Source organism: Pseudomonas sp. P97.38 (assembly GCF_001269745.1).
GTDB classification, from domain to species: Bacteria; Pseudomonadota; Gammaproteobacteria; order Pseudomonadales; family Pseudomonadaceae; genus Aquipseudomonas; species Aquipseudomonas chlororaphis_E.
In genome coordinates this window covers 62,925-85,381 of the sequence record NZ_LHVJ01000016.1, presented here as the reverse complement: position 1 = coordinate 85,381, position 22,457 = coordinate 62,925, and the positions used below count along the sequence as shown (strand labels likewise).

Genomic DNA, 22,457 nt, shown 5'->3' with positions numbered 1-22,457 from the left:
CAATGGCTCTTACTTGATCAGACCATCCAGCGGCGAGGAGGCGCTGGCGTAAAGTTTTTTCGGCATGCGGCCGGCGAGGTACGCCAGGCGCCCGGCCACGATGGCGTGCTTCATGGCTTCGGCCATCAGGATCGGCTGCTGGGCGTGGGCGATGGCGGAGTTCATCAGCACCGCTTCGCAACCCAGTTCCATGGCGATGGTGGCGTCGGAAGCGGTGCCGACGCCGGCATCTACCAGCACCGGGATCTTCGCTTCCTCGAGGATGATCTGCAGGTTGTACGGGTTGCAGATCCCCAGGCCCGTGCCGATCAGCCCGGCCAGCGGCATCACCGCGATGCAGCCGATTTCCGCCAACTGACGGGCGATGATCGGGTCATCGCTGGTGTACACCATCACGTCGAAGCCTTCCTTGACCAGCGTTTCAGCGGCCTTGAGGGTTTCGATCACGTTGGGGAACAGGGTTTTCTGGTCGGCCAGCACTTCCAGTTTCACCAGGTTATGGCCATCGAGCAGCTCACGGGCCAGGCGGCAGGTGCGCACGGCTTCGGTGGCGTCAAAGCAACCGGCCGTGTTCGGCAGGATGGTGTAGCGATCCGGCGGCAGGATATCCAGCAGGTTCGGTTCGCCCGGGTTCTGGCCGATGTTGGTCCGGCGCACGGCGACGGTGACGATTTCGGCGCCCGAGGCCTCGATAGCCAGGCGGGTCTCTTCCATGTCGCGGTACTTGCCGGTGCCTACCAGCAAGCGCGACTGGTAGGTACGACCGGCCAGGACGAAGGGCTTGTCGCTACGAACGATGCTCATGGGAAATCCTCTGTTGGGGTGAGGTTCTTGCGAAAGACTGCGAAACCGGCGCGACTAGCCGCCACCAATGGCGTGCACGACTTCAACCTGGTCACCCTCGTTGAGGGTGGTGTCGGCGTGCTGGCTGCGCGGGACGATATCCAGGTTGAGCTCCACCGCCACACGGCGCCCGGTGAGTTCCAGGCGGGTCAGCAGGGCCGCGACGGTTTCACCGTCGGGCAGGTCAAGGGGTTCGCCGTTCAACTGAATGCGCATGCCGGATGCCGCCATCATTTTTAGGGGCAGGCATTCTAGCCCGATCGGTCTGGGGGACCCAAGTCCCTTGGTCAGGGAGAGCTACAAGCGGCAAGCTTCAAGCGGCAAGTTGGAGGCGCCAGGCCGCTAGCCCCAGGCAGAGCCAGCCGACCAGGAAGGCCACGCCGCCGAACGGCGTGATGATGCCCAGCTTGCTGATACCGGTGAGGGTCAGCAGATACAGGCTGCCGGAGAACAACAGGATGCCCACCACAAAGGAAACCCCGGCCCAGGTGACGATTCGACCGGGGATGTGCGTGGCCAGCAGCGCAACCCCCAGCAAGGCCAGGGTGTGCACCAGTTGGTAGGTGACGCCGGTGTGGAAAATCGCCAGGTAATCGGCGCTCAGGCGGTTTTTCAGGCCGTGGGCGGCAAAGGCTCCGAGTGCCACGCCGGTGAAACCGAAAAAAGCAGCCAGCATCAGAAAACTACGCAGCATGAGAACTCCAATCAGACGCGGTGGACAGGGTCTGTATAATGGCCCGCTCGACCGGTTCGGCCAAGCCATCCCTATGCTGCGTTCATTATTTCGACGATTCCTCAAAGCCCTGCTCTGGTTCGCCGTCGGCAGCGTTGTCCTGGTGCTGCTGTTTCGCGTCGTGCCGCCGCCGTTCACAGCGCTGATGATCGAGCGCAAAGTCGAGTCCTGGTTCAACGGCGAGCCCATCGACCTGCAACGCACCTGGCAGCCCTGGGATCAGATCTCCGACAACCTCAAGCTCGCCGTGATGGCCGGCGAAGACCAGAAATTCCCCGAGCACTGGGGGTTTGACATCGGCGCAATCCAGGCCGCGTTCGCCCACAACGAACGGGGCGGTTCGATTCGCGGCGCCAGCACCCTCAGCCAGCAAGTGTCCAAGAACCTGTTCCTGTGGTCGGGTCGCAGCTGGCTGCGTAAGGGCCTGGAAGCCTGGTTCACCGCACTGATCGAAGTGTTCTGGTCCAAGGAACGCATCCTTGAGGTTTACCTCAACAGCGTCGAGTGGGACGACGGTGTATTCGGGGCCGAAGCCGCGGCGCGCCATCACTTTCGTGTAGACGCCAACGCCCTGTCCCGGCAGCAGGCCAGCCTGCTGGCAGCGGTCTTGCCCAATCCACGTAAATGGAGCGCCGGCCGGCCAAGCCCTTATGTGCTACGGCGGGCTAGCTGGATTCGCCAGCAGATGAGCCAGTTGGGGGGCGATAGCTACCTGCTGGAGCTCGATCATGCGCGGCGGGCGCCCTGGGCTCAATAAACGTAACGCCATAGGCCCTGTGGGTAATTCCTTGTGGCTGCCACATATCCACAGAGCCTCCCACCACCTAACCTCTGTGGGAGCGGGCTTGCTCGCGAAGGCGGTGTATCAGGCGCATTGGTTTTCACTGACCTATCGCATTCGCGAGCAAGCCCGCTCCCACAGGGGGCTGCATCGTCGGTAACATCAGACACGAACGAAAACGCCCCGATCATCGCTGATCGGGGCGCTTTTTATTACCGCTGCGAAGGTCAGGCCGCAATCGATACCTTGAGCTTGTTCATCGCGCTTTTCTCAAGCTGACGAATCCGCTCGGCCGACACGTTGTACTTCTGCGCCAGGTCGTGCAGCGTGGCTTTTTCCTCGGCCAGCCAACGCTGGTAGAGAATGTCACGGCTGCGCTCGTCCAGCACTTCCAGGGCTTCGTGCAGGTTGGTGTTGGAGTTGTCGCTCCAGTCGGCGTCTTCCAACTGGCGCGCCGGGTCGTACCGGTGGTCTTCCAGGTAGTTGGCCGGCGATTGGAAAGCGCTGTCGTCGTCCGCTTCGGCGGCCGGGTCGAAGGCCATGTCATGGCCGGTCAGGCGGCTTTCCATCTCACGGACTTCCCGAGGCTCCACGCCCAGGCTCTCCGCCACGCGGTGGACTTCTTCGTTGTTCAGCCAGGCCAGACGTTTCTTCTGGCTGCGCAGATTGAAGAACAGCTTGCGCTGGGCCTTGGTGGTCGCGACTTTCACGATGCGCCAGTTGCGCAGGATGAACTCGTGGATTTCCGCCTTGATCCAGTGCACCGCAAACGACACCAGGCGCACGCCCATTTCCGGGTTGAAACGCTTGACCGCCTTCATCAGGCCGACGTTGCCTTCCTGGATCAGGTCGGCCTGGGCCAGCCCGTAGCCGGAATAGCTGCGGGCGATATGTACGACAAAACGCAGGTGGGCGAGCACCATCTGCCGAGCCGCCTCAAGATCCTGCTCATAATAGAGACTCTCGGCCAGTTCACGCTCCTGCTCGGGCGTCAGCAATGGAATGCTGTTCACCGTGTGCACATACGCCTCCAGGTTCGCACCCGGGACCAAGGCATAAGCAGGTTGCAAAGAAGTGGTCATACGAAAAAACCTCCGACTCACATAACTCGTGCAGTTCAGCACTGCGAAAATTGACCGGGAACCGTAGGACAAGTTCCCACAAAAACTGAAAGGTCAATACGCGCAAATTCACTATTTTGGTGCAAGCTCACGCAAGTGGCGTGCTACCGCAATCCATGCACCGATATAACCCAACAGCACGGCGCCAAGCAAGAGCGACAGACCGTCGGCGACTGGCACGCCGGCCAGTGCGAAGTCGCTGCCGTACAAACCGGCCAGCCCCACCACCGCATCGTTCAGCCAATCCAGGCCGAACGCCAATACACCCCAGGACAGGATCCCGGCACCGAAGCCATACAGCGCGCCCATATAGAGGAAGGGCCTGCGCACATAACTGTCCGTGCCGCCGACGAGTTTAATCACTTCTATCTCGGTGCGGCGGTTTTCAATATGAAGACGAATGGTATTGCCTATCACCAAAAGTAATGCAGAAACCAGCAGCACCGTCAGGCCGAAGACGAACCGGTCGCCCAGCTTGAGGATCGCCGCCAGACGCTCGACCCAGACTAGATCAAGCTGCGCCTGTTGTACCTTCGGCAACTCGGAAAGTGTTTGTCTCAATGCTTCAAGGGTCGGCTTGTCGACCTCCTTCGGCGTCACCAGCACCACGCCCGGCAACGGGTTCTGCGGCAATTCCTTGAGGGCTTCGCCCAGGCCGGACTGCCGCTGGAATTCCTCGAGCGCCTGCTCACGACTGATGTACTCGGCGTCGGCCACCCCCGGCATGGCCTGGATCTGCTCGCGCAGCGCCTGGCCTTCGCCCGGCGTCGCTTCCAATTGCAGGTACAGGGAGATCTGCGCCGCACGCTGCCAGGAGCCGCCGAGGCGCTCCACATTGTTCAGCAGTAATGACAACCCCATCGGCAAGCTCAGGGCGACGGCCATCACCATGCAGGTAAAGAAGCTGCCGATGGGCTGCTTGCCCAGGCGGCGCAGGCTGTCCAGCAGGCTGGCCCGGTGGCTTTCGATCCAGGCACGCAGCAGCGTCGGGAAATCCGGGCCGTCGTCATCGTCGCGTTTCTTTTTTTGCGGCTGCGGGTCGGAGGCCTTTGGCGCCACGCGCTCGGCCACTTTCGGGCTACGGGTTGCGCTCATACACCGGCCTCCCCGTCACCGATCAGACGGCCACGTTGCAAGGTGAGCATGCGGTGACGCATGCGGGCGATCAGGGCCAGGTCGTGACTGGCGATCAGCACGCTGGTGCCCAGGCGATTGATGTCTTCGAACACGCCCATGATTTCCGCCGCCAGGCGCGGGTCGAGGTTACCGGTGGGCTCGTCCGCCAGCAGCAAGGCCGGGCGATGGACGATGGCGCGGGCGATGCCGACGCGCTGTTGCTGGCCGGTGGACAGGTCGCCCGGATACAGGTCGGTCTTGTCCGACAGGGCCACGCGTTCGAGGGCCGAGTCCACGCGCTTGTTGATCTCGGCCTTGGACAGCCCGAGGATCTGCAACGGCAGCGCCACGTTGTTGAACACGGTGCGATCGAACAGCAACTGGTGATTCTGGAACACCACGCCGATCTGCCGCCGCAGGTAGGGAATCTGGGCATTGCTGATGGTGCTCAGGTCCTGGCCGGCCAGCAACAGCTTGCCAGTGGTGGGCCGCTCCATCGCCAGCAGCAGGCGCAGCAGGGTGCTCTTGCCGGCACCGGAATGGCCGGTAACAAACAGAAACTCGCCGCGACGCACCCGAAAGCTCAGCTCATGCAAGCCGACATGCCCGTTCGGATAGCGTTTACCGACCTGTTCGAAACGAATCATGAATGCTCCCGCTCGGCAAACAGCGCCTGGACAAAGGGCTCGGCTTCAAAAGTGCGCAGATCATCGATGCCTTCACCCACGCCAATGTAGCGAATGGGCAGGCCGAACTGCTTGGCCAGGGCAAAGATCACCCCACCCTTGGCGGTGCCATCGAGCTTGGTCAGGGCCAGCCCGGTCAGTTCGACGGTCTGGTTGAATTGCTTGGCCTGGCTGATGGCGTTCTGGCCGGTACCGGCGTCGAGCACCAGCAGCACTTCGTGAGGCGCCTCGGCGTCGAGTTTGCCGATGACCCGGCGAACCTTCTTGAGCTCCTCCATCAGGTTGTCCTTGGTGTGCAGGCGACCGGCCGTGTCGGCGATCAGCACATCGATGCCACGGGCCTTGGCGGCCTGCACGGCGTCGAAGATCACCGAAGCGGAGTCTGCGCCGGTGTGCTGGGCGATCACCGCGATCTTGTTGCGCTCGCCCCACACTTGCAGTTGCTCCACCGCGGCGGCGCGGAAGGTGTCGCCCGCGGCCAGCATGACTTTCTTGCCCTCCAGTTGCAGCTTCTTCGCCAGCTTGCCGATGGTGGTGGTCTTGCCGGCGCCGTTGACGCCCACCACCAGGATCACATACGGCTTGTTCTGGGAAGCAATCACCAGCGGTTGCTCCACCGGCTTGAGCAGGTTGGTCAGCTCGCCCTGCAAGGATTTGTACAGCGCGTCGGCATCGGTCAACTGCTTGCGCGCGACTTTCTGGGTCAGGCTCTTGATGATCACCGAGGTCGCCTCCACGCCGACGTCGGCGGTCAGCAGACGGGTCTCGATGTCTTCCAGCAGTTCGTCATCGATGACCTTCTTGCCCAGGAACAGGCTGGCCATGCCTTCGCCGATGCTGGCGCTGGTTTTCGACAGGCCTTGCTTGAGGCGGGCAAAGAAGCCGACCTTGGCCTCTTCATTTGTACGCGCCGGCTGCGCCGGAGCCTCGGGCTCGACGGGCGCAGGCGCAACGGCGGGCACGGCTGGCGTGGCGACGGGTGTGGGTATGACCGGCGTGGCGGCCACCGCCGGCAGGTCGGCAACCGGCTGCACCACAGGCGCGACAACAGGCTCGGCAACAGCCGGGATCGGCGGGGTGACCTGCGAGGCCTGCGCGTCATCCACCAGCGCCACCGGCTCTTCCGCCACGGGCAGGGTCAGCCAGGGCGTTTGCCCGGCAGGCGCGGCCAGTGGCTGTTCGATCACAGGCTCGGGCGTGGGCTCGGGTTCGGATTCGGCCGGTTGCAGCACCGGCTCGGCAATCGGCAGGACGATGGGCGCAGCTTCCTCGGCCACCGGCTCGGCGGCGGGTTCAAGCGGTGCTTGCGGCTGTTCGACGACGGTTTCCTGCGGCTTCTTGCGCAGCCATCCGAACAGGCCTTTCTTCTCGCCAGCCGCAGCTGGGGTCTTCTTGTCGTCGTTGGAACCAAACATGGAGGACGGCTATCTCACGGTAGCGAAGCGCCACAAGGGCGCCTCGGTGATAAATATTCGATGCTGAACAGACTGCGTTTCACCCAGCTTGTTCACGGGCAACAGATTGTCGAAATGTCCCGGGGACACCTCATGGCTGATTTTTTCAAAGGACTGGTACGGCATCATCGGCGAAAACGCCGGGATCGACGCGCTAACCCGGCATTTCTGCGCAGAACCCAAACAGCCTCGGGCCGATAAAAGGCCCGATAGGCGTGGCCGCCAGTAAAACGGACCGTTATCCTAGCACCCTCTCGCCCGCCGACGCTAAGACCTAGCGGGCAGCCCAACAGGTTTAAACACGAATGAATGCTCTTGCCCGCCGCGTTGCAGGCCTGCTGTTCAGCACAGTTTGTCTGCCCCTTTCAGCCCTGGCTGCCGATCCACAACCCACCCACGAATTTACCCTCGATAACGGCCTGAAGGTCGTGGTGCGAGAAGACCATCGTGCGCCGGTGGTGGTCTCCCAGGTCTGGTACAAGGTCGGCTCCAGCTACGAGACACCGGGCCAGACCGGTTTATCCCACGCCTTGGAACACATGATGTTCAAGGGCAGCGAAAAGGTCGGCCCCGGCGAGGCCTCGCTGATCCTGCGGGACCTGGGCGCCGAAGAGAACGCCTTCACCAGCGATGACTTCACCGCCTATTACCAGGTGCTGGCCCGTGACCGCCTGGGCGTGGCCTTCGAACTGGAAGCCGACCGCATGGCCAGCCTGCGCCTGCCGCCGGAAGAGTTCAGCCGCGAGATCGAGGTCATCAAGGAAGAGCGCCGCATGCGCACTGACGACAAGCCCATGTCCAAGGCCTATGAACGCTTCAAGGCCATGGCCTACCCGGCCAGCGGCTACCACACGCCGACCATCGGCTGGATGGCCGACCTCGACCGCATGACCGTCGAGGAACTGCGCCACTGGTACGAATCCTGGTACACCCCGAACAATGCGACCCTCGTGGTGGTCGGCGACGTAACGCCAGACGAGGTCAAGGCCTTGGCCCAACGCTACTTCGGCCCGATTGCCCGGCGCGCCGTGCCATCGGCGAAGATCCCCCTGGAACTGGCCGAACCCGGCGAGCGCCAGATCACCCTGCACGTGCAGACCCAACTGCCCAGCGTGATGCTGGCCTTCAACGTCCCCAGCATCGCCACCGCGACGGACAAGCGCTCGATCAACGCCTTGCGGCTGATCTCGGCGCTGCTGGACGGCGGCTACAGCGGGCGGATCCCGACCCAACTGGAGCGCGGTGAGGAACTGGTCTCCGGTGGCTCGTCGAATTACGACGCCTACACCCGCGGTGACTCGCTGTTCACCCTGTCGGCGACCCCCAATACCCAGAAAGGCAAGACCATCGCCCAGGCCGAAGCCGGGCTGTGGCGCCTGCTCGAACAACTGAAGACCACCGCCCCGACGACGGACGAACTGGAGCGCGTGCGCGCCCAGGTCATTGCCGGCCTGGTGTACGAGCGCGATTCGATCACCAGCCAGGCCACCGCTATCGGCCAGCTGGAAACCGTCGGCCTCTCCTGGAAGCTGATGGACACCGAACTCGCCGAACTGCAAAGCGTGACCCCGCAAGATATCCAGAAGGCAGCCCAGCTGTATTTCACCCGCGCACGCCTGAGCGTCGCGCATGTCCTGCCCGAGGAGAAAGCCCATGAGTGAGCGCACATCATCGCGCCGGCTGTTGATCGGCCTGGCGTTCGTCGCCCTGGCCGGCGCACTGGCGTTCTACCTGTTGCCCGCCACGGGCGTCACCGCGAGCCAGGCCCTGGATAACGCCAAGTCCGGCAACAAGCTGCAATCGTTGGCCGAGCTGGACGGCAAGGCGCCCAGCCGTCGCCAGCTCGACGTACAAACCTGGAAAACCGCCGAAGGCGCCAAGGTGCTGTTCGTCGAAGCCCGGGAATTGCCCATGTTCGACCTGCGCCTGACCTTCGCCGCCGGCAGCAGCCAGGACGGCGACGCACCCGGCCTCGCGATGTTGACCAATGCCATGCTCAATGAAGGCGTGGCCGGCAAGGACGTCAGCGCCATTGCCGAAGGCTTCGAAAGCCTCGGCGCGGACTTCGGCAACGGTGCCTACCGAGACATGGCCGTGGCGTCCCTGCGCAGCCTCAGCGCCGTGGACAAGCGCGAGCCGGCGCTGAAACTGTTCGCCGATGTGGTTGGCAAGCCGACCTTCCCCGCCGACTCCTTCAGCCGTATCAAGAACCAGATGCTCGCCGGTTTCGAGTACCAGAAGCAGAACCCCGGCAAACTGGCGGGCCTGGAGCTGATGAAGCGCCTGTACGGCGATCATCCCTACGGCCACTCCAGCGATGGCACCGCACAGAGCATTCCACCGATCACCCTGGCCCAGTTGCGGGCCTTCCACGCCAGGGCCTACGCCGCCGGCAACGCGGTGATCGCGCTGGTGGGCGACCTGTCCCGCGCTGAAGCCGAGGCGATGGCCAACCAGGTGTCCGCAGCGCTGCCCAAGGGGCCGGCCCTGGCCAAGACGCCTGCGCCGATCGAACCGAAGGCCAGCGTCAGCCACATCGAATTCCCGTCCAAGCAGACCAACCTGATGCTCGCGCAGTTGGGCATCGACCGTGACGACCCGGACTTCGCCGCCGTGTCCCTGGGCAACCAGATCCTCGGTGGCGGCGGTTTCGGCACGCGCCTGATGACAGAAGTTCGGGAAAAACGCGGCCTGACCTATGGCGTGTATTCCGGCTTCACCCCGATGCAGGCCCGCGGTCCGTTCATGATCAACCTGCAGACCCGCGCCGAAATGAGCGAAGGCACCTTGAAACTGGTGCAGGACGTGTTCGCCGATTACCTGAAGAACGGCCCGACCCAGAAAGAACTCGACGACGCCAAGCGTGAAATGGCCGGCAGCTTCCCGCTGTCCACGGCCAGCAACGCCGACATCGTCGGCCAGCTCGGGGCCATGGGTTTCTATGACCTGCCGCTGAGCTACCTGGAAGACTTCATGCGCCAGTCCCAGGCCTTGACCGTCGAGCAGGTCCGCACCGCGCTGGAAAAACACCTGAGCACGGACAAGATGGTCATCGTCACCGCCGGCCCGACCGTGCCGCAAAAGCCGCTACCGGCCCCCACTGACAAACCTGCCGAGCAACCGCTCGGGGTTCCGGAGCACTAATGGCCCGCCCATCGAATTCCAAGAAACCCGCCCACAACGGCGTGAACCAGCTACGCATCATCGGCGGCGAATGGCGCAGCCGGCGCTTGAGTTTCCCCGACGCGCCCGGCCTGCGCCCAACGCCGGACCGCGTGCGGGAAACCCTGTTCAACTGGCTGGCACCGTACGTCGCCGGAGCACGGGTACTCGACCCCTTCGCCGGCAGCGGCGCGTTGTTCCTCGAAGCGCTGTCCCGTGGCGCCGCCATGGGCCAGGCCCTGGACGCCAGCAGCCTGGCGGTCTCCCAATTGAAAGAGCACCTGGGCACCCTGCGTTGCACCGTCGGCCAGGTGCAGACCGCCGATGCGCTGCGCTACCTGGACAGCCAGCCGGCGACGGCCTTCGACCTGGTCTTCCTCGACCCACCGTTCAACCAGAACCTGCTGCCGACAGTGTGCGCCCTGCTCGAGGAACGTCAGTGGCTGGCCGAGGATGCCTGGGTCTACACTGAAAGCGAGACCGCTCCGTCGACCCTGGGCTTGCCGGGCAATTGGCGTTTGCATCGCGAGCAGAAATCCGGGCGGGTGTACTACGCGTTATGGCAACGAATGGCGCAAGCCGTTGAATGAACGGCTGGCCGGTGCATCGAGAACAATAATAATGGCCGCTGCATCTGAACGATTCACCCCCGCCCGGGGCCTGGGCAACCCGCACTTGCAGACCTTGTGGGGGCCGCTGTGGCGCAAGACCACCGTCATCGAGCGCCAACGCGAGCGCCTGTGGCTGGAAGACGGTGACTTCCTCGACCTCGATTGGCATGGCCCCCACAACGCCGAGGCGCCGCTGGTGTTGGTGCTGCACGGGCTGACGGGCTCCTCCAATTCGCCCTACGTGGCCGGCCTGCAACATGCCCTTGATCGCCAGGGTTGGGCCAGCGTTGCGCTGAACTGGCGCGGTTGCTCGGGGGAACCCAACCTGTTGGCCCGCAGCTATCACTCCGGCGTCAGCGAAGATCTGGCCGCCACCATCGCCCACTTGCGCGAGCGACGGCCGTTGGCGCCGCTGTTCGCGGTAGGTTATTCGCTGGGCGGCAACGTGTTGCTCAAGCACCTGGGCGAAACCGGCAGCCATAGCCAGTTGCAGGGCGCCGTGGCGGTCTCGGTGCCGTTTCGCCTCGACCAGTGCGCCGATCGCATCGGGCAGGGTTTCTCCCGCTTCTACCAGGCCCACTTCATGCGCCAACTGGTGGCATACGTGCGCAACAAGCAGCGGCAGTTCCAGCACGACGGACGCCACGAAGGGCTGGCGACCCTGGCAGCGCTTGGCCCGCTGGAAAACATGCGCACGTTCTGGGACTTCGACGGCCGGGTGACCGCGCCGCTGCACGGCTTCTCGGACGCGGCGGACTATTACCGTCGCGCCTCCAGCCGCTATTTCATGGGCGAGATCAACACGCCGACCCTGCTGATCCAGGCGGCCGACGATCCTTTCGTCTTTCCCCACAGCCTGCCTGAACCCGGCGAACTGTCGGCGTCGACCCACTTGGAGCTGCATGCCCAGGGCGGGCACGTGGGGTTTGTCGACGGCACCATGCGCCACCCCGGTTACTACCTGGAGCGACGCATTCCCCAGTGGCTGGCCAGCCTGGGTCGCGGATAAGATCCTGCACAAAGCGCCTGTGGGATGCACAAACCGCCTGTGGGAGCGAGCTTGCTCGCGAAAGCGGAGTGTCAGTCAACGTTTGTGTGTCTGGTACACCGCTTTCGCGAGCAAGCTCGCTCCCACAAGGCTCAATGACAGGGTTGAGTGTTACTCGCCGACGGCAACGGCCCTGTGTGGATCGGTGATCCACTCACTCCACGAGCCGGCGTACAACTGCCCCAACGGGTAACCCGCCAGGCACAAGGCAAACAGGTTATGGCAGGCGGTCACGCCGGAGCCGCAATAGGCCACCAACCCCGCTGGTGAACGCTCGCCCAGTTTTTCGGCGAAACGCTGCTTGAGCTGGGCGGGCGGCAAAAAGCGACCGTCGCTGCCCAGGTTGTCGGTGAACGCGGCGCACTGTGCGCCCGGAATATGCCCGGCCACCGGGTCGATCGGTTCGACTTCACCCTTGAAACGCGGCAGCGCACGGGCATCCAGCAAGGTCATGTCCGGCTGGCCGAGGCGCTGCTGCAAGGTTTGCGCGGTCAGCACCAGAGCGGTGTCCGGTGCGCCGTCGAAGGTGCCGCGACGCGTCTGTGGCGGGTCGAGGCTCAACGGCAAGCCGGCCGCATGCCAGGCCTTGAGTCCGCCGTCGAGCAGGTACACGCCCTCGCGCTTGCCCAGCCAGGCCAGCAACCACCAGGCCCGCGCGGCATACGCGCCCGGACCGTCGTCGTAGAGCACGACGTCGCTGTCGTTATCGATCCCCCAGGCCCTCAAGCGCTCCACCAGGGCCTGGGGTGACGGCAGCGGATGGCGACCGGTCACGCCCTTGGTCACCGGCCCGCTCAGGTCTCGCTCAAGGTCAGCGAACGCCGCACCGGCGATATGGCCCTCGGCATAGCTGCGTTGGCCGTAATCCGGGTCTTCCAGGGCAAAGCGGCAATCAAGGATGACCAGCCCGGGCAGCGCTCGCCGCTGATCGAGGGCCTGGGGACTGATGAGTTGCGCAATCGACATGGTGAGCTCCTGTGGGAAATAGAGGGTCCGTTCCTACTGCCCTTCCTCCAGGGTCTGGGCCAGGGGGACATAAAACTCTTTGAACAAGGCATCCACCGCGTCGCGGGCCTGATCGGTCACGAAACCGGCTTCCAGCACCAGGACCTGATACACCCCGCGCTTGATGGCCTGTTCACTCAAGTGGCTGAAGTTTTCCCGCGTGGTGCACAGGAACCGCACCCACGACGTGAGGATGATCCAGGCATTGAGGGTCAGGGATTCGATCTGCACCCGATCCATCTTCAGGATGCCCGCCTCGACGAAGCCCTCGTAGATGGCCGTGCCATGGATCAGGCTGCGCTGGGAAAAACGCCGATAGCGCGCCGCGAGGTCCGGGTCGCTGTCGAGCAGGTGCTCCAGGTCACGGTGCAGGAAGCGGTAGCGCCACATGGCCGCCAGCAGTTCCTGCAGATAGAAACGCTTGTCCTCCACGGTCGCCGCGCGGCCCTGGGGCGGGCGCAGGAAACTGTCCACCAGGTTCTCGTACTCACTGAACAGCACGGCGATGATCGCCTGCTTGTTGGGGAAGTGGTAATAGAGATTGCCAGGCGACATGTCCATATGAGCGGCAATGTGGTTGGTGCTGACGCTGCGCTCGCCCTGCTGGTTGAACAGCTCCAGGCTGTTTTGCACGATGCGCTCGCTGGTTTTGATTCGTGGGGCCATGGTTTGGGCTTTAATTCTACGAAGGCATTGAGGGACATCTTACGACCTATTGGTCACCGGAAAAAACCCAAAGCCGCTTGTGGAGGCCATTGACTTTCTAGAGTATAAGCTCTAAAAACACCCATTCTAATAACATCCGGTGCTCGAACATGCCTGCCGACGTAGCCTACCTGCATGAATCCCAACAGCAACTGGGCGAGTTGCGGTCGCTCTTCGATGCCCAGCGCAAGGCCTACGCCGCCCACCCCATGCCGCCGGCCGAACAGCGCCGGCAATGGCTCAAGGCGCTGGGCGAGATCTTGAGCAACGAGCGCCAGGCCTTGATCGACGCCATCAGCCAGGACTTCAGCCACCGCAGCGCCGACGAAACGCTGCTGGCCGAGCTGATGCCCAGCCTGCACGGCATCCATTACGCCAGCCGCCACCTCGCGGGCTGGATGAAGCCGGCCCGGCGCAAGGTGGGCATGGCGTTCCAGCCGGCATCGGCCAAGGTCATTTATCAACCGCTGGGCGTGGTCGGGGTCATCGTGCCCTGGAACTACCCGCTGTTCCTGGCCATCGGCCCGTTGGTGGGGGCATTGGCCGCAGGCAATCGGGTGATGCTCAAGCTCAGCGAAGCAACCCCCGCGACCGGCCTGTTGCTCAAGCAATTGCTGGCTCGGATCTTTCCCCAGGACCTGGTCTGCGTGGTGCTTGGCGAAGCGGAGGTCGGCGTGGCGTTCTCCAGGCTGCCCTTCGATCACTTGTTGTTCACCGGCGCCACCAGCGTCGGCCGGCATGTGATGCGGGCCGCCGCCGAGAACCTGACTCCGGTGACCCTCGAGCTGGGTGGAAAATCGCCGGCCATCGTTTCCGCCGACGTCCCCCTGCGCGATGCCGCCGAACGCATTGCCTTCGGCAAGACCCTGAACGCCGGGCAGACCTGCGTCGCACCGGACTACGTGCTGGTGCCGCAGAACCGTGTCGGCGAATTCGTCAAAGCCTATCGCGAAGCGGTGCGCAGGTTTTATCCGACGTTGGCGGACAATCCGGACTACACGGCGATCATCAATGAACGACACCTGGCCCGGCTCAACGGCTACATCGGTGACGCCACCAGCAAGGGCGCACTGCTGATCGAGCTGTTCGACCAGGGCCAGGGGCGCCGCATGCCCCACAGCCTGCTGCTCAACGTCCACGATGACATGACCGTCATGCAGGACGAAATCTTCGGCCCGCTGTTGCCCATCGTGCCGTACGAGCACCTGGACCAGGCCTTTGCCTACATCAACCAACGCCCACGCCCGCTGGCGCTCTACTACTTCGGCTACAACAAGGCCGAGCAGCAGCGTGTCCTGCACGAAACCCACTCCGGTGGCGTTTGCCTGAACGACACGCTGCTGCACGTCGCCCAGGACGACCTGCCCTTTGGCGGCGTCGGTCCTTCGGGCATGGGGCATTACCACGGGCACGAGGGCTTCCTGACCTTCAGCAAGGCCAAAGGCGTGCTGACCAAGCAGCGTTTCAACGCCGCGAAGTTGATCTATCCGCCCTACGGCAAGCCGCTGCAGACGTTGATCCAGAAGCTGTTCGTTCGCTAACACAGGCCTGCCCCCGGTAACGATAAACATGAACCCTAGCCTCATCGATGCACCCGCGCTGTCGCGGCGCGGCCTGCTGAAGTTCAGCCTCGGTGCCAGCGCTTTCCTGGCCACGGTCGGATTGGGCGCCAGCCTCAGCGGTTGTTCGTCAAGCCTGCCGGCCCACGGTTTCGCCGCGTTGCGTGACAGCGACCTGCCGTTCTTGCGTGCCGTCATTGCGGTGATGCTGGACGGCGCAGTCGCGGTTGAAGGGATCCGCGCCGCCACCGACGCCACCCTGCGCAACCTGGACACCGAGCTGGCCTACCTGTCCCCGGCCATGCTCAAGCTCACGCGCCAACTGTTCGACGTGCTCACCCTGGGCGTCACCCGCGGGCCGCTGGCGGGCATCTGGGGGGCATGGGAAAACGCCAGCGCCGATGACATCCGCCAGTTTCTCAATCGCTGGGAAAACAGCTCCCTGGACCTGCTGCGGCAAGGCCACAACGCGTTGCTGCAAATGGTGATGATGGCCTGGTACAGCCGGGCCGAGGCCTGGGCGCATTGCGGGTATCCGGGACCGCCCAAGATTTGAGCCATCAAAATCCTGTGGGAGCGGGCTTGCTCGCGAAAGCGGTGTGTCAGCTTGCATAGAGGTTGAATGTACAGCCGCCTTCGCGAGCAAGCCCGTTCCCACAGGGTTCTTCATCGTCCATCCATAACAATAAGAGAGCCCTGAACATGCCCGTACCCGATCTCTTTCGCGAAGGCCTGGCCCGTGGCTGGACCACCCACAACGGCGCGCAACTGACCCAGGACCTGAGCCTGGACGCCGACGTGGCGATCATCGGCAGCGGCGCGGGCGGCGCAACCACGGCGGAAATCCTCAGCGCCGCCGGCTACCGCGTGTTGCTGATCGAGGAAGGGCCGCTCAAGACCAGCAATGACTTCAAGCTGCTCGAAGACCAGGCCTATTCCAGCCTGTACCAGGAAGGCCTTGGGCGCATGAGCAAGGGCGGCGCCATCACCATTCTCCAGGGCCGGGCCGTGGGCGGTACGACGCTGATCAACTGGACCTCGAGCTTCCGTACGCCCGACCAGACCCTTGAGCATTGGGCCGCCGAACACGGCGTCCAGGGCCACAGCCCGGCGCAGATGGCGCCCTGGTTCGAAAAAATGGAGCAACGCCTGGGCGTGGCCCCCTGGATGGTTCCACCCAATGCCAACAACGACGTGATCCGCAAGGGTTGCGAACAGTTGGGCTACAGCTGGCACGTCATCCCGCGCAACGTGCGCGGCTGTTGGAACCTGGGGTACTGCGGCATGGGCTGCCCGACCAACGCCAAGCAGTCGATGCTGGTCACCACCATTCCCGCCACGCTGGACCAGGGTGGCGTGCTGCTTTACCTGGCCCGGGCCGAACGCCTGGTGATCAAGGGCGATGCGGTCGTCGACCTGGAGTGCGTGGCCATGGACGAGCGCTGCGTGGCACCGACCGGGCGGCGCATCACGGTCAAGGCGCGGCACTACGTGCTGGCGGGCGGTGGCATCAACAGCCCCGGCCTGCTGCTGCGCTCCGACGCGCCGGATCCTCATGAACGCCTGGGCAAGCGCACCTTCCTGCACCTGGTCAACACGTCAGCCGGGCAATTCGACGACGTCATCAACCCGTTCTACGGCGCGCCGCAGTCGATCTATTCGGATCATTTCCAATGGCAGGACGGTGTCACCGGCAAAATGTCCTACAAACTTGAAGTCCCGCCCCTGCACCCGGCGCTCGCCGCCACCCTGCTGGGCGGGTTCGGGGCCGAGAACGCCGCGCACATGGGCAGCCTGCCCTACACCCACGCAATGCTGGCCTTGCTGCGCGACGGTTTTCATCCGGACAGCCCCGGTGGGTGCGTCGAATTGCGCGGCGACGGCACGCCCGTGCTCGACTACACGGTTACGCCGTATACCTGGGAGGGCTTGCGCCGGGCCTTCCACAGCATGGCCGAGATCCAGTTCGCCGGCGGCGCCAAGGCCGTCATGCCGGTGCACGGCGATGCCCACTACGTGAAAACCCTGGCCGAAGCCCGGACCCTGATCGACGGCCTGGCGCTGGAGCTTTATCGCACGCGCCTGAGCAGCGCCCACGTGATGGGCGGCTGCGCCATGGGCGAAGACCCGAAAAACGCAGTCACCGACAGCCTCGGTCGTCATCACCAATTGGCCAATCTTTCGATCCACGATGGCTCGCTGTTCCCCACCAGCATTGGCGCCAACCCGCAACTGTCGGTGTACGGACTGACGGCGCAACTGGCGACAGCCCTGGCCGAGCGCTTGAAAAACCCATGAATATCCGGATTATTCGCACCGTCTATAGTGCTTTCTTATCCCACGGCCGACTTGGCCGACCGGGTCGGCTGCGATACCATCCGACTCCCCAACGGACTCCCGCCAGGACGACGCGATGAACCGAGTGTTGTACCCAGGTACCTTCGACCCTATTACCAAGGGCCATGGCGATCTGGTCGAACGCGCCGCGCGCCTGTTCGACCACGTGATCATTGCCGTCGCCGCCAGCCCGAAGAAAAACCCGCTGTTCCCGTTGGAACAACGCGTGGAGCTGGCCCGTGAAGTCACCAAGCACCTGCCCAACGTGGAAGTGGTCGGCTTCTCCACGCTGCTGGCGCACTTTGCCAAGGAAAAGAACGCCAATGTGTTCCTGCGTGGCCTGCGCGCGGTCTCGGATTTCGAGTACGAGTTCCAGCTGGCCAACATGAACCGCCAGTTGGCGCCGGACGTCGAAAGCCTCTTTTTGACGCCGTCGGAGCGCTACTCCTTCATCTCCTCGACCCTGGTGCGGGAAATCGCGGCCCTGGGTGGTGACATCACCAAGTTCGTCCACCCGGCCGTGGCCGATGCGCTGACCCTGCGCTTCAAGAAGTAGCCCTTGCCGGCGAGACTGCGCTCACGCTTTCCCACGCGAAGCGCAGCGCAGTCCATCGCACCCGCGTGCACTGCGCGCGCCAATGCGGCACAATTGCGCGCATACGTTTTCAGATGCCCGGGCCTAACGCCCCGGCAGGAGCCTGCATGTCCCTGATCATCACCGACGACTGCATCAATTGCGACGTCTGCGAACCCGAGTGCCCGAACGAAGCCATTTCCCAGGGTGAAGAAATCTACGTCATCGACCCGAACCTGTGCACCCAGTGCGTCGGCCATTACGACGAGCCCCAGTGCCAACAGGTTTGCCCGGTGGATTGCATTCCCCTGGACGAAGCCCATCCGGAGACTGAAGAGCAGTTGATGGCGAAATATCGCAGGATTACCGGCAAGGGTTGAGCCGGATAATTTTGTAGTGTTTTTGCGGGCCTCTTCGCGAGCAAGCCCGCTCCCACAAGGGGATCTGCTCAAGACGCAAATTCGGTGAGCACAGCCAATCCCTGTGGGAGCGGGCTTGCTCGCGAAGAGGCCATCAGCCATACCCCAAAACCAACTCCCTCACTCCTGCCGCTCAAACCCCTCCCCGATACACCCCAGGCACCGCACGAACGTGGCTTTCGCCGGGTCCACCACCAGCGCTTTACCCGCATCGCCCACCCCACCGCCCAGCGCGGTAAAGGGCAACGACACCACGAACGCCCCCGTGCCGATCACGGTGGCAGCGAGCAACAGCGGGCGGGCGATCAACAGGTCGCCGAGCATGGCGTAGGCCGGTGGGTTCTGGATGGTATAGCGCGGGTCGCCGCTGCCACCGTTCGCCAGCGCGGGCGCGGCGACACTCAACAGCAACGTTAGAACGACGAGGCGAAACAGGTTCATGGGGCGGTCCTTCGGCTAAGCAGTCTGACAACTGACTATAGACCGTAGGACGGATCAGCTCCGATCAGCGCTGGCAGCGCGGACACCAGACACTGGCGCGCTGGCCGAGGCGGATTTCCCGCAAACCCGTACCGCAGACCTTGCACAGCTCGCCACCGCGGCCGTACACGAACAATTCCTGCTGGAAATACCCCGGCTGGCCGTCACCGCCGATGAAATCCCGCAGCGTGGTGCCGCCCCGCTCGATGGCATGGGCGAGGATGCGTTTGATCTCGATGGCCAGCTTCAGGTAACGCGCCCGGGAAATGCCCCCGGCCGCCCGGCGCGGGTCGATGCCGGCGGCAAACAGCGCCTCGGTCGCATAGATATTGCCCACCCCTACCACCACGGCGTTGTCCATGATGAACGGCTTGACCGCCATGGCGCGACCCCGGGACAACTGGAACAGGCGTTCGCCGTCGAACAGGTCGGTCAACGGCTCCGGCCCGAGGCGCACCAGCAACTCATGGTTCAGCGGGTCGAGGCTCCAGAGCATGGCGCCGAAGCGCCGTGGATCGGTGTAACGCAAGGCCAGGCCGGACTCCAGTTCGATGTCCACATGCTCGTGCTTGGCCGCCGGCATGCCGATTTCCACCAACCGCAGGTTGCCGGACATGCCCAGGTGGCTGATCAACGTGCCAACCTCGGCATTGATCAACAGGTACTTGGCCCGCCGCTCCACCTGCACGATGCGCTGGCCGGAGAGCCGCACGTCGAGGTCTTCCGGGATCGGCCAACGCAGGCGACGATCGCGCACCAGCACGCGGCTGACCCGTTGTCCTTCGAGGTGTGGCGCGATGCCGCGACGGGTGGTTTCGACTTCCGGCAGTTCTGGCATGAGGCTCTCGAGTCAGGCGAACCGGGCACTCAACGAGTGGACAGGTCGCGGATTTCCTGTTTCTGGGTCTGGAAGTCGTATTCCGACAAGCCGATGTAGTCGAGCACCAGCGCCCCGACGCTGTCCCACTCATGGTCTTCAGGCTGGTTGCCCAGCACCCGGTGGGAGGCGCAGATGTTCTCGGACATCTTCAGGATCGCCAGCAAATTCTTCAGCGCGGTGTTGTTGCGCGAGGACTCGTCGCTGAAGACCGCCAGGGCATTGTGGTGGTTGGCGATGGCCTGGCTGACGTGATCCGGCAGGCGCCAGGACTTGGAGGTGTAGTAGCCGACCACCGCATGGTTGGTATTGAACTCGCGGTTTTCAGTGTCCACCACCCGGCACTCGGCGCTGGCATTGGCGTAGGCCTGCTCGAGCACGCTCATGTAGTGGGGGAATTGCTTGAGCATCAACGGCACGCCGCAATCGTGGAACAACCCTAGCGCGTAGGCTTCGTCGCCGTTTTCCAGACCGACACGCTTGGCCAGGGTCAGGCAGGTCATCGCCACGTCCTGGGCGGTGTCCCAGAAACGGTTCAGGGTAACGATGGCGTCATCGTGCAATTCACCCTTGATCGACTGCGCGTTGATCAGGTTGATGATCGAACGACTGCCCAGCAGGTTCACCGCGCGCTGGATCGAGGTGATCTTGTTGCGCAGCCCGTAGTACGGCGAATTGACGATCTTGAGCAAGGCCCCCGAAAGGCCCGGGTCCTGGGAGATCAGCTTGGCGATGGTGTCCAGGTCCGGATCGGGCATGTACTGCTCCATCTGCAGGTCAACCATGATCTGCGGCTGGGGCGGCACACTGATGCCTTGCAGGGACTGTTGAATCTGTTCCGCGGAAAGCTCTTGGGACATGAGTACACACTCTGGGTCAAGCAGGGATTCTAACCCTTAAAGATGGATCCGATACACCGCCGGGTAGATAGTCGGAACTTTCCTTCGGGCTCAGGCTTCGGACTGTGTAGGGCCGACATCAAGCCTGCGTAAGGTTTAGGTCGGCCGCCAACCCACTCAGCTTGAGGAGATTTTTCATGCCCGGTTCGCTGAACAACAAGCGTGTAGCCATCCTGGTGACCGACGGTTTCGAACAGGTCGAACTGACCGGCCCGAAACAGGCGCTGGAACAGGCCGGCGCCCAGGTGGACATCATTTCCGCCGACGAAGGCCAGGTCAAAGGCTGGAACCATGACAAACCTGCCGACGACTTCAGGATCGACCGGACCTTCAAGGCCGCCAATGTCGAGCAGTACGACGCCGTGGTCCTGCCCGGCGGCGTGCAGAACTCCGACACCATCCGCATAGACCCCGACGCGCAGAAGCTGGTCAAGGGTTTCGAGGCGGCCAGCAAGCCCATCGCGGTCATCTGCCACGGTGGCTGGCTGCTGGTGTCGGCCGGGCTGGTCAAGGGCAAGACCATGACCAGCTACAAGACGCTCAAGGATGACCTGGTCAACGCCGGGGCGAACTGGGTCGACAAGGAGGTGGTCAAGGACGGCACATTGATCAGCAGCCGCCAGCCGGATGACATCCCGGCGTTCAATCGCGAGCTGATCGGGGCGTTGTCTGCCTGACTCATCGTAGCGAGGGGGCTTGATCGAAATAGGGCGGCTGCGCCACCCAGCGGAGCAAGCTCCCTCGCCACATGTCCAGCGCAAGCCCCGGACCCGCTTCAACACGCTATACTCCCGCTCTTTTTTCCGGAGCGACGTCATGTCCCTGCCTAGCCTGCGCCTCAAAGCCAACGCCGACCGTCGCCTGCGCGCCGGCCACTTGTGGGTCTACAGTAACGAAATCGACGTGGCCGCCACGCCGCTGCACGGTTTCCAGGCCGGCGACCAGGCGGTCCTCGAGGCGGCCGGCGGCAAGCCGTTGGGCATCGTCGCGATGAGCCCAAACAACCTGATCTGCGCACGCCTGCTGTCGCGTGACGTGAAGCTGGTGCTGGACAAATCCCTGCTGGTGCACCGCCTCAACGTGGCACTGTCGTTGCGCGAGCGGCTGTTCGACAAGCCGTTTTATCGCCTGGTCTACGGTGACTCCGACCTGTTGCCGGGCCTGGTGATCGACCGTTTCGGCGACATCCTGGTGGTACAGATTGCCTCCGCCACCATGGAGGCCCACAAAGATGACGTGATCGCGGCCCTGACCCAGGTGCTCAAGCCCAGCGGCATCCTGTTCAAGAACGACTCCGCCGCCCGCGACGCCGAAGGCCTGAACCGCTACGTCGAGACCGTGTTCGGCCTCGTGCCGGAATGGGTCGCCCTGGAAGAGAACGGCGTGAAATTCGAAGCACCGGTCATGGAAGGCCAGAAAACCGGCTGGTTCTACGACCACCGCATGAACCGCGCGCGCCTGGCCCCGTACGCCAAGGGCAAGCGCGTACTGGACCTGTTCAGCTACATCGGCGGCTGGGGCGTGCAAGCCGCGGCCTTCGGCGCCAGCGAAGTGTTCTGCGTCGACGCCTCGGGCTTCGCCCTCGACGGTGTCGAGCGCAACGCCGCGCTGAACGGCTTCGCCGAGAAACTGACCTGCATCGAAGGCGACGTCTTCGAAGCCCTGAAGGAACTCAAGGCCAGCGAAGAGCGCTTCGACGTGATCGTCGCCGACCCACCGGCCTTCATCAAGCGCAAGAAAGACCTGAAGAACGGCGAAGGCGCGTACCGCCGCCTCAACGAACAAGCCATGCGCCTGCTCACCAAGGACGGCATCCTGGTCAGCGCCTCGTGCTCGATGCACCTGCCCGAAGACGACCTGCAAAACATCCTCCTGACCAGCGCCCGCCACCTGGACCGCAACATCCAACTGCTCGAACGCGGCGGCCAGGGCCCAGACCACCCGGTCCACCCGGCCATTCCCGAGACCCGCTACATCAAGAGCATTACCTGCCGGTTGTTGCCGAACAGTTGAGTGCTATCGTGGCGTGGGGCTTTTCCCGCGCCAC

At 63.6% G+C, this 22,457-nt stretch carries 24 protein-coding genes; 12 read left to right on the top strand and 12 right to left on the bottom strand.

All coding sequences use genetic code 11. The features are described from left to right. Positions 1 to 9: 9 nt before the first annotated feature. The 3 genes from AD664_RS13440 to AD664_RS13430 form a co-directional block, all read right to left on the bottom strand. Positions 10 to 804: a thiazole synthase gene (locus AD664_RS13440; protein ID WP_042731254.1), complete on the bottom strand. Its 795-nt coding sequence runs from the start codon at positions 802 to 804 to the stop codon at positions 10 to 12. Between the two features lie 54 nt (positions 805 to 858). Next, on the bottom strand, positions 859 to 1,059 hold the full coding sequence (thiS, locus tag AD664_RS13435) for a sulfur carrier protein ThiS (protein ID WP_042731253.1): 201 nt from the start codon (positions 1,057 to 1,059) through the stop codon (positions 859 to 861). A 97-nt stretch (positions 1,060 to 1,156) separates the two neighbouring features. Continuing rightward, complete coding sequence (locus AD664_RS13430; RefSeq protein ID WP_053147205.1) at positions 1,157 to 1,537, bottom strand: DUF423 domain-containing protein; 381 nt, start codon at positions 1,535 to 1,537, stop codon at positions 1,157 to 1,159. A 73-nt stretch (positions 1,538 to 1,610) separates the two neighbouring features. Between AD664_RS13430 and mtgA the strand changes: the two genes are divergently transcribed. After that, complete coding sequence (gene mtgA, locus AD664_RS13425; protein WP_053147203.1) at positions 1,611 to 2,333, top strand: monofunctional biosynthetic peptidoglycan transglycosylase; 723 nt, start codon at positions 1,611 to 1,613, stop codon at positions 2,331 to 2,333. Between the two features lie 251 nt (positions 2,334 to 2,584). On the opposite strand, the gene rpoH is transcribed toward mtgA, so the two are convergent. From rpoH to ftsY, 4 genes are all read right to left on the bottom strand, one after another. Continuing rightward, a complete protein-coding gene (gene rpoH, locus AD664_RS13420; RefSeq protein WP_003177476.1) occupies positions 2,585 to 3,439 on the bottom strand; it encodes an RNA polymerase sigma factor RpoH in 855 nt (284 codons plus the stop codon). A gap of 111 nt (positions 3,440 to 3,550) precedes the next feature. Then, complete coding sequence (gene ftsX / locus AD664_RS13415; RefSeq protein ID WP_053147201.1) at positions 3,551 to 4,573, bottom strand: permease-like cell division protein FtsX; 1,023 nt, start codon at positions 4,571 to 4,573, stop codon at positions 3,551 to 3,553. Beyond that, positions 4,570 to 5,241 carry a cell division ATP-binding protein FtsE gene (ftsE, locus tag AD664_RS13410; protein WP_024778908.1) on the bottom strand — a complete coding sequence of 224 codons (672 nt, stop codon included), beginning with the start codon at positions 5,239 to 5,241 and terminating at the stop codon, positions 4,570 to 4,572. The genes ftsX and ftsE overlap by 4 nt, the downstream gene beginning before the upstream one ends. After that, entirely contained in the window at positions 5,238 to 6,695 is a 1,458-nt protein-coding gene (gene ftsY, locus AD664_RS13405) for a signal recognition particle-docking protein FtsY (protein WP_053147182.1), read from the bottom strand. The genes ftsE and ftsY overlap by 4 nt, the downstream gene beginning before the upstream one ends. 344 nt (positions 6,696 to 7,039) lie before the next feature. Between ftsY and AD664_RS13400 the strand changes: the two genes are divergently transcribed. From AD664_RS13400 to AD664_RS13385, 4 genes are read left to right on the top strand one after another with little or no spacing between them, the layout of a single operon-like run. Next, positions 7,040 to 8,395, top strand: coding sequence for a pitrilysin family protein (locus AD664_RS13400; protein ID WP_047735850.1), 1,356 nt, complete (start codon positions 7,040 to 7,042; stop codon positions 8,393 to 8,395). Continuing rightward, the gene (locus tag AD664_RS13395) at positions 8,388 to 9,878 is read left to right on the top strand and encodes a pitrilysin family protein (protein WP_053147181.1); all 1,491 of its coding nucleotides are present in this window, start codon (positions 8,388 to 8,390) and stop codon (positions 9,876 to 9,878) included. Before AD664_RS13400 ends, AD664_RS13395 begins: the two co-directional genes overlap by 8 nt. Continuing rightward, positions 9,878 to 10,486 carry a 16S rRNA (guanine(966)-N(2))-methyltransferase RsmD gene (gene rsmD, locus AD664_RS13390; RefSeq protein ID WP_042731126.1) on the top strand — a complete coding sequence of 203 codons (609 nt, stop codon included), beginning with the start codon at positions 9,878 to 9,880 and terminating at the stop codon, positions 10,484 to 10,486. The genes AD664_RS13395 and rsmD overlap by 1 nt, the downstream gene beginning before the upstream one ends. 31 nt (positions 10,487 to 10,517) lie before the next feature. Beyond that, the gene (locus tag AD664_RS13385; protein WP_053147179.1) at positions 10,518 to 11,516 is read left to right on the top strand and encodes a hydrolase; all 999 of its coding nucleotides are present in this window, start codon (positions 10,518 to 10,520) and stop codon (positions 11,514 to 11,516) included. Between the two features lie 150 nt (positions 11,517 to 11,666). Here the strand turns inward: AD664_RS13385 and AD664_RS13380 are convergent, their stop codons facing one another. Next, positions 11,667 to 12,521: a sulfurtransferase gene (locus AD664_RS13380; RefSeq protein WP_053147177.1), complete on the bottom strand. Its 855-nt coding sequence runs from the start codon at positions 12,519 to 12,521 to the stop codon at positions 11,667 to 11,669. Between the two features lie 33 nt (positions 12,522 to 12,554). Further along, positions 12,555 to 13,226, bottom strand: coding sequence for a TetR/AcrR family transcriptional regulator (locus AD664_RS13375; RefSeq protein WP_042731129.1), 672 nt, complete (start codon positions 13,224 to 13,226; stop codon positions 12,555 to 12,557). A 149-nt stretch (positions 13,227 to 13,375) separates the two neighbouring features. Between AD664_RS13375 and AD664_RS13370 the strand changes: the two genes are divergently transcribed. The 5 genes from AD664_RS13370 (at position 13,376) to AD664_RS13350 (ending at position 18,115) form a co-directional block, all read left to right on the top strand. Next, positions 13,376 to 14,806 carry a coniferyl aldehyde dehydrogenase gene (locus AD664_RS13370; protein ID WP_053147175.1) on the top strand — a complete coding sequence of 477 codons (1,431 nt, stop codon included), beginning with the start codon at positions 13,376 to 13,378 and terminating at the stop codon, positions 14,804 to 14,806. Positions 14,807 to 14,834: 28 nt separating this feature from the next. Continuing rightward, the gene (locus AD664_RS13365; protein ID WP_053147173.1) at positions 14,835 to 15,380 is read left to right on the top strand and encodes a hypothetical protein; all 546 of its coding nucleotides are present in this window, start codon (positions 14,835 to 14,837) and stop codon (positions 15,378 to 15,380) included. Positions 15,381 to 15,526: 146 nt separating this feature from the next. Beyond that, entirely contained in the window at positions 15,527 to 17,122 is a 1,596-nt protein-coding gene (locus AD664_RS13360) for a GMC family oxidoreductase (protein WP_053147172.1), read from the top strand. 115 nt (positions 17,123 to 17,237) lie between these two features. Next, positions 17,238 to 17,717 carry a pantetheine-phosphate adenylyltransferase gene (gene coaD / locus AD664_RS13355; RefSeq protein WP_003177462.1) on the top strand — a complete coding sequence of 160 codons (480 nt, stop codon included), beginning with the start codon at positions 17,238 to 17,240 and terminating at the stop codon, positions 17,715 to 17,717. Between the two features lie 146 nt (positions 17,718 to 17,863). Next, a complete protein-coding gene (locus AD664_RS13350; protein ID WP_003249063.1) occupies positions 17,864 to 18,115 on the top strand; it encodes a YfhL family 4Fe-4S dicluster ferredoxin in 252 nt (83 codons plus the stop codon). A gap of 159 nt (positions 18,116 to 18,274) precedes the next feature. On the opposite strand, the gene AD664_RS13345 is transcribed toward AD664_RS13350, so the two are convergent. The 3 genes from AD664_RS13345 to AD664_RS13335 form a co-directional block, all read right to left on the bottom strand. Continuing rightward, a complete protein-coding gene (locus tag AD664_RS13345) occupies positions 18,275 to 18,595 on the bottom strand; it encodes a hypothetical protein (RefSeq protein ID WP_042731134.1) in 321 nt (106 codons plus the stop codon). A gap of 64 nt (positions 18,596 to 18,659) precedes the next feature. Continuing rightward, positions 18,660 to 19,472: a bifunctional DNA-formamidopyrimidine glycosylase/DNA-(apurinic or apyrimidinic site) lyase gene (mutM, locus tag AD664_RS13340; RefSeq protein ID WP_053147170.1), complete on the bottom strand. Its 813-nt coding sequence runs from the start codon at positions 19,470 to 19,472 to the stop codon at positions 18,660 to 18,662. A 29-nt stretch (positions 19,473 to 19,501) separates the two neighbouring features. Continuing rightward, positions 19,502 to 20,317 carry an HDOD domain-containing protein gene (locus AD664_RS13335; RefSeq protein ID WP_162489260.1) on the bottom strand — a complete coding sequence of 272 codons (816 nt, stop codon included), beginning with the start codon at positions 20,315 to 20,317 and terminating at the stop codon, positions 19,502 to 19,504. 230 nt (positions 20,318 to 20,547) lie between these two features. On the opposite strand from AD664_RS13335, the gene AD664_RS13330 reads away from it, so the two are divergent. Both AD664_RS13330 and AD664_RS13325 read left to right on the top strand, forming a co-directional pair. Next, positions 20,548 to 21,087 (top strand): type 1 glutamine amidotransferase domain-containing protein, encoded by a 540-nt coding sequence (locus AD664_RS13330; protein ID WP_042731184.1) that lies wholly within the window; start codon positions 20,548 to 20,550, stop codon positions 21,085 to 21,087. Positions 21,088 to 21,226: 139 nt separating this feature from the next. Continuing rightward, a complete protein-coding gene (locus tag AD664_RS13325; protein WP_053147168.1) occupies positions 21,227 to 22,423 on the top strand; it encodes a class I SAM-dependent rRNA methyltransferase in 1,197 nt (398 codons plus the stop codon). Positions 22,424 to 22,457: the final 34 nt, after the last annotated feature.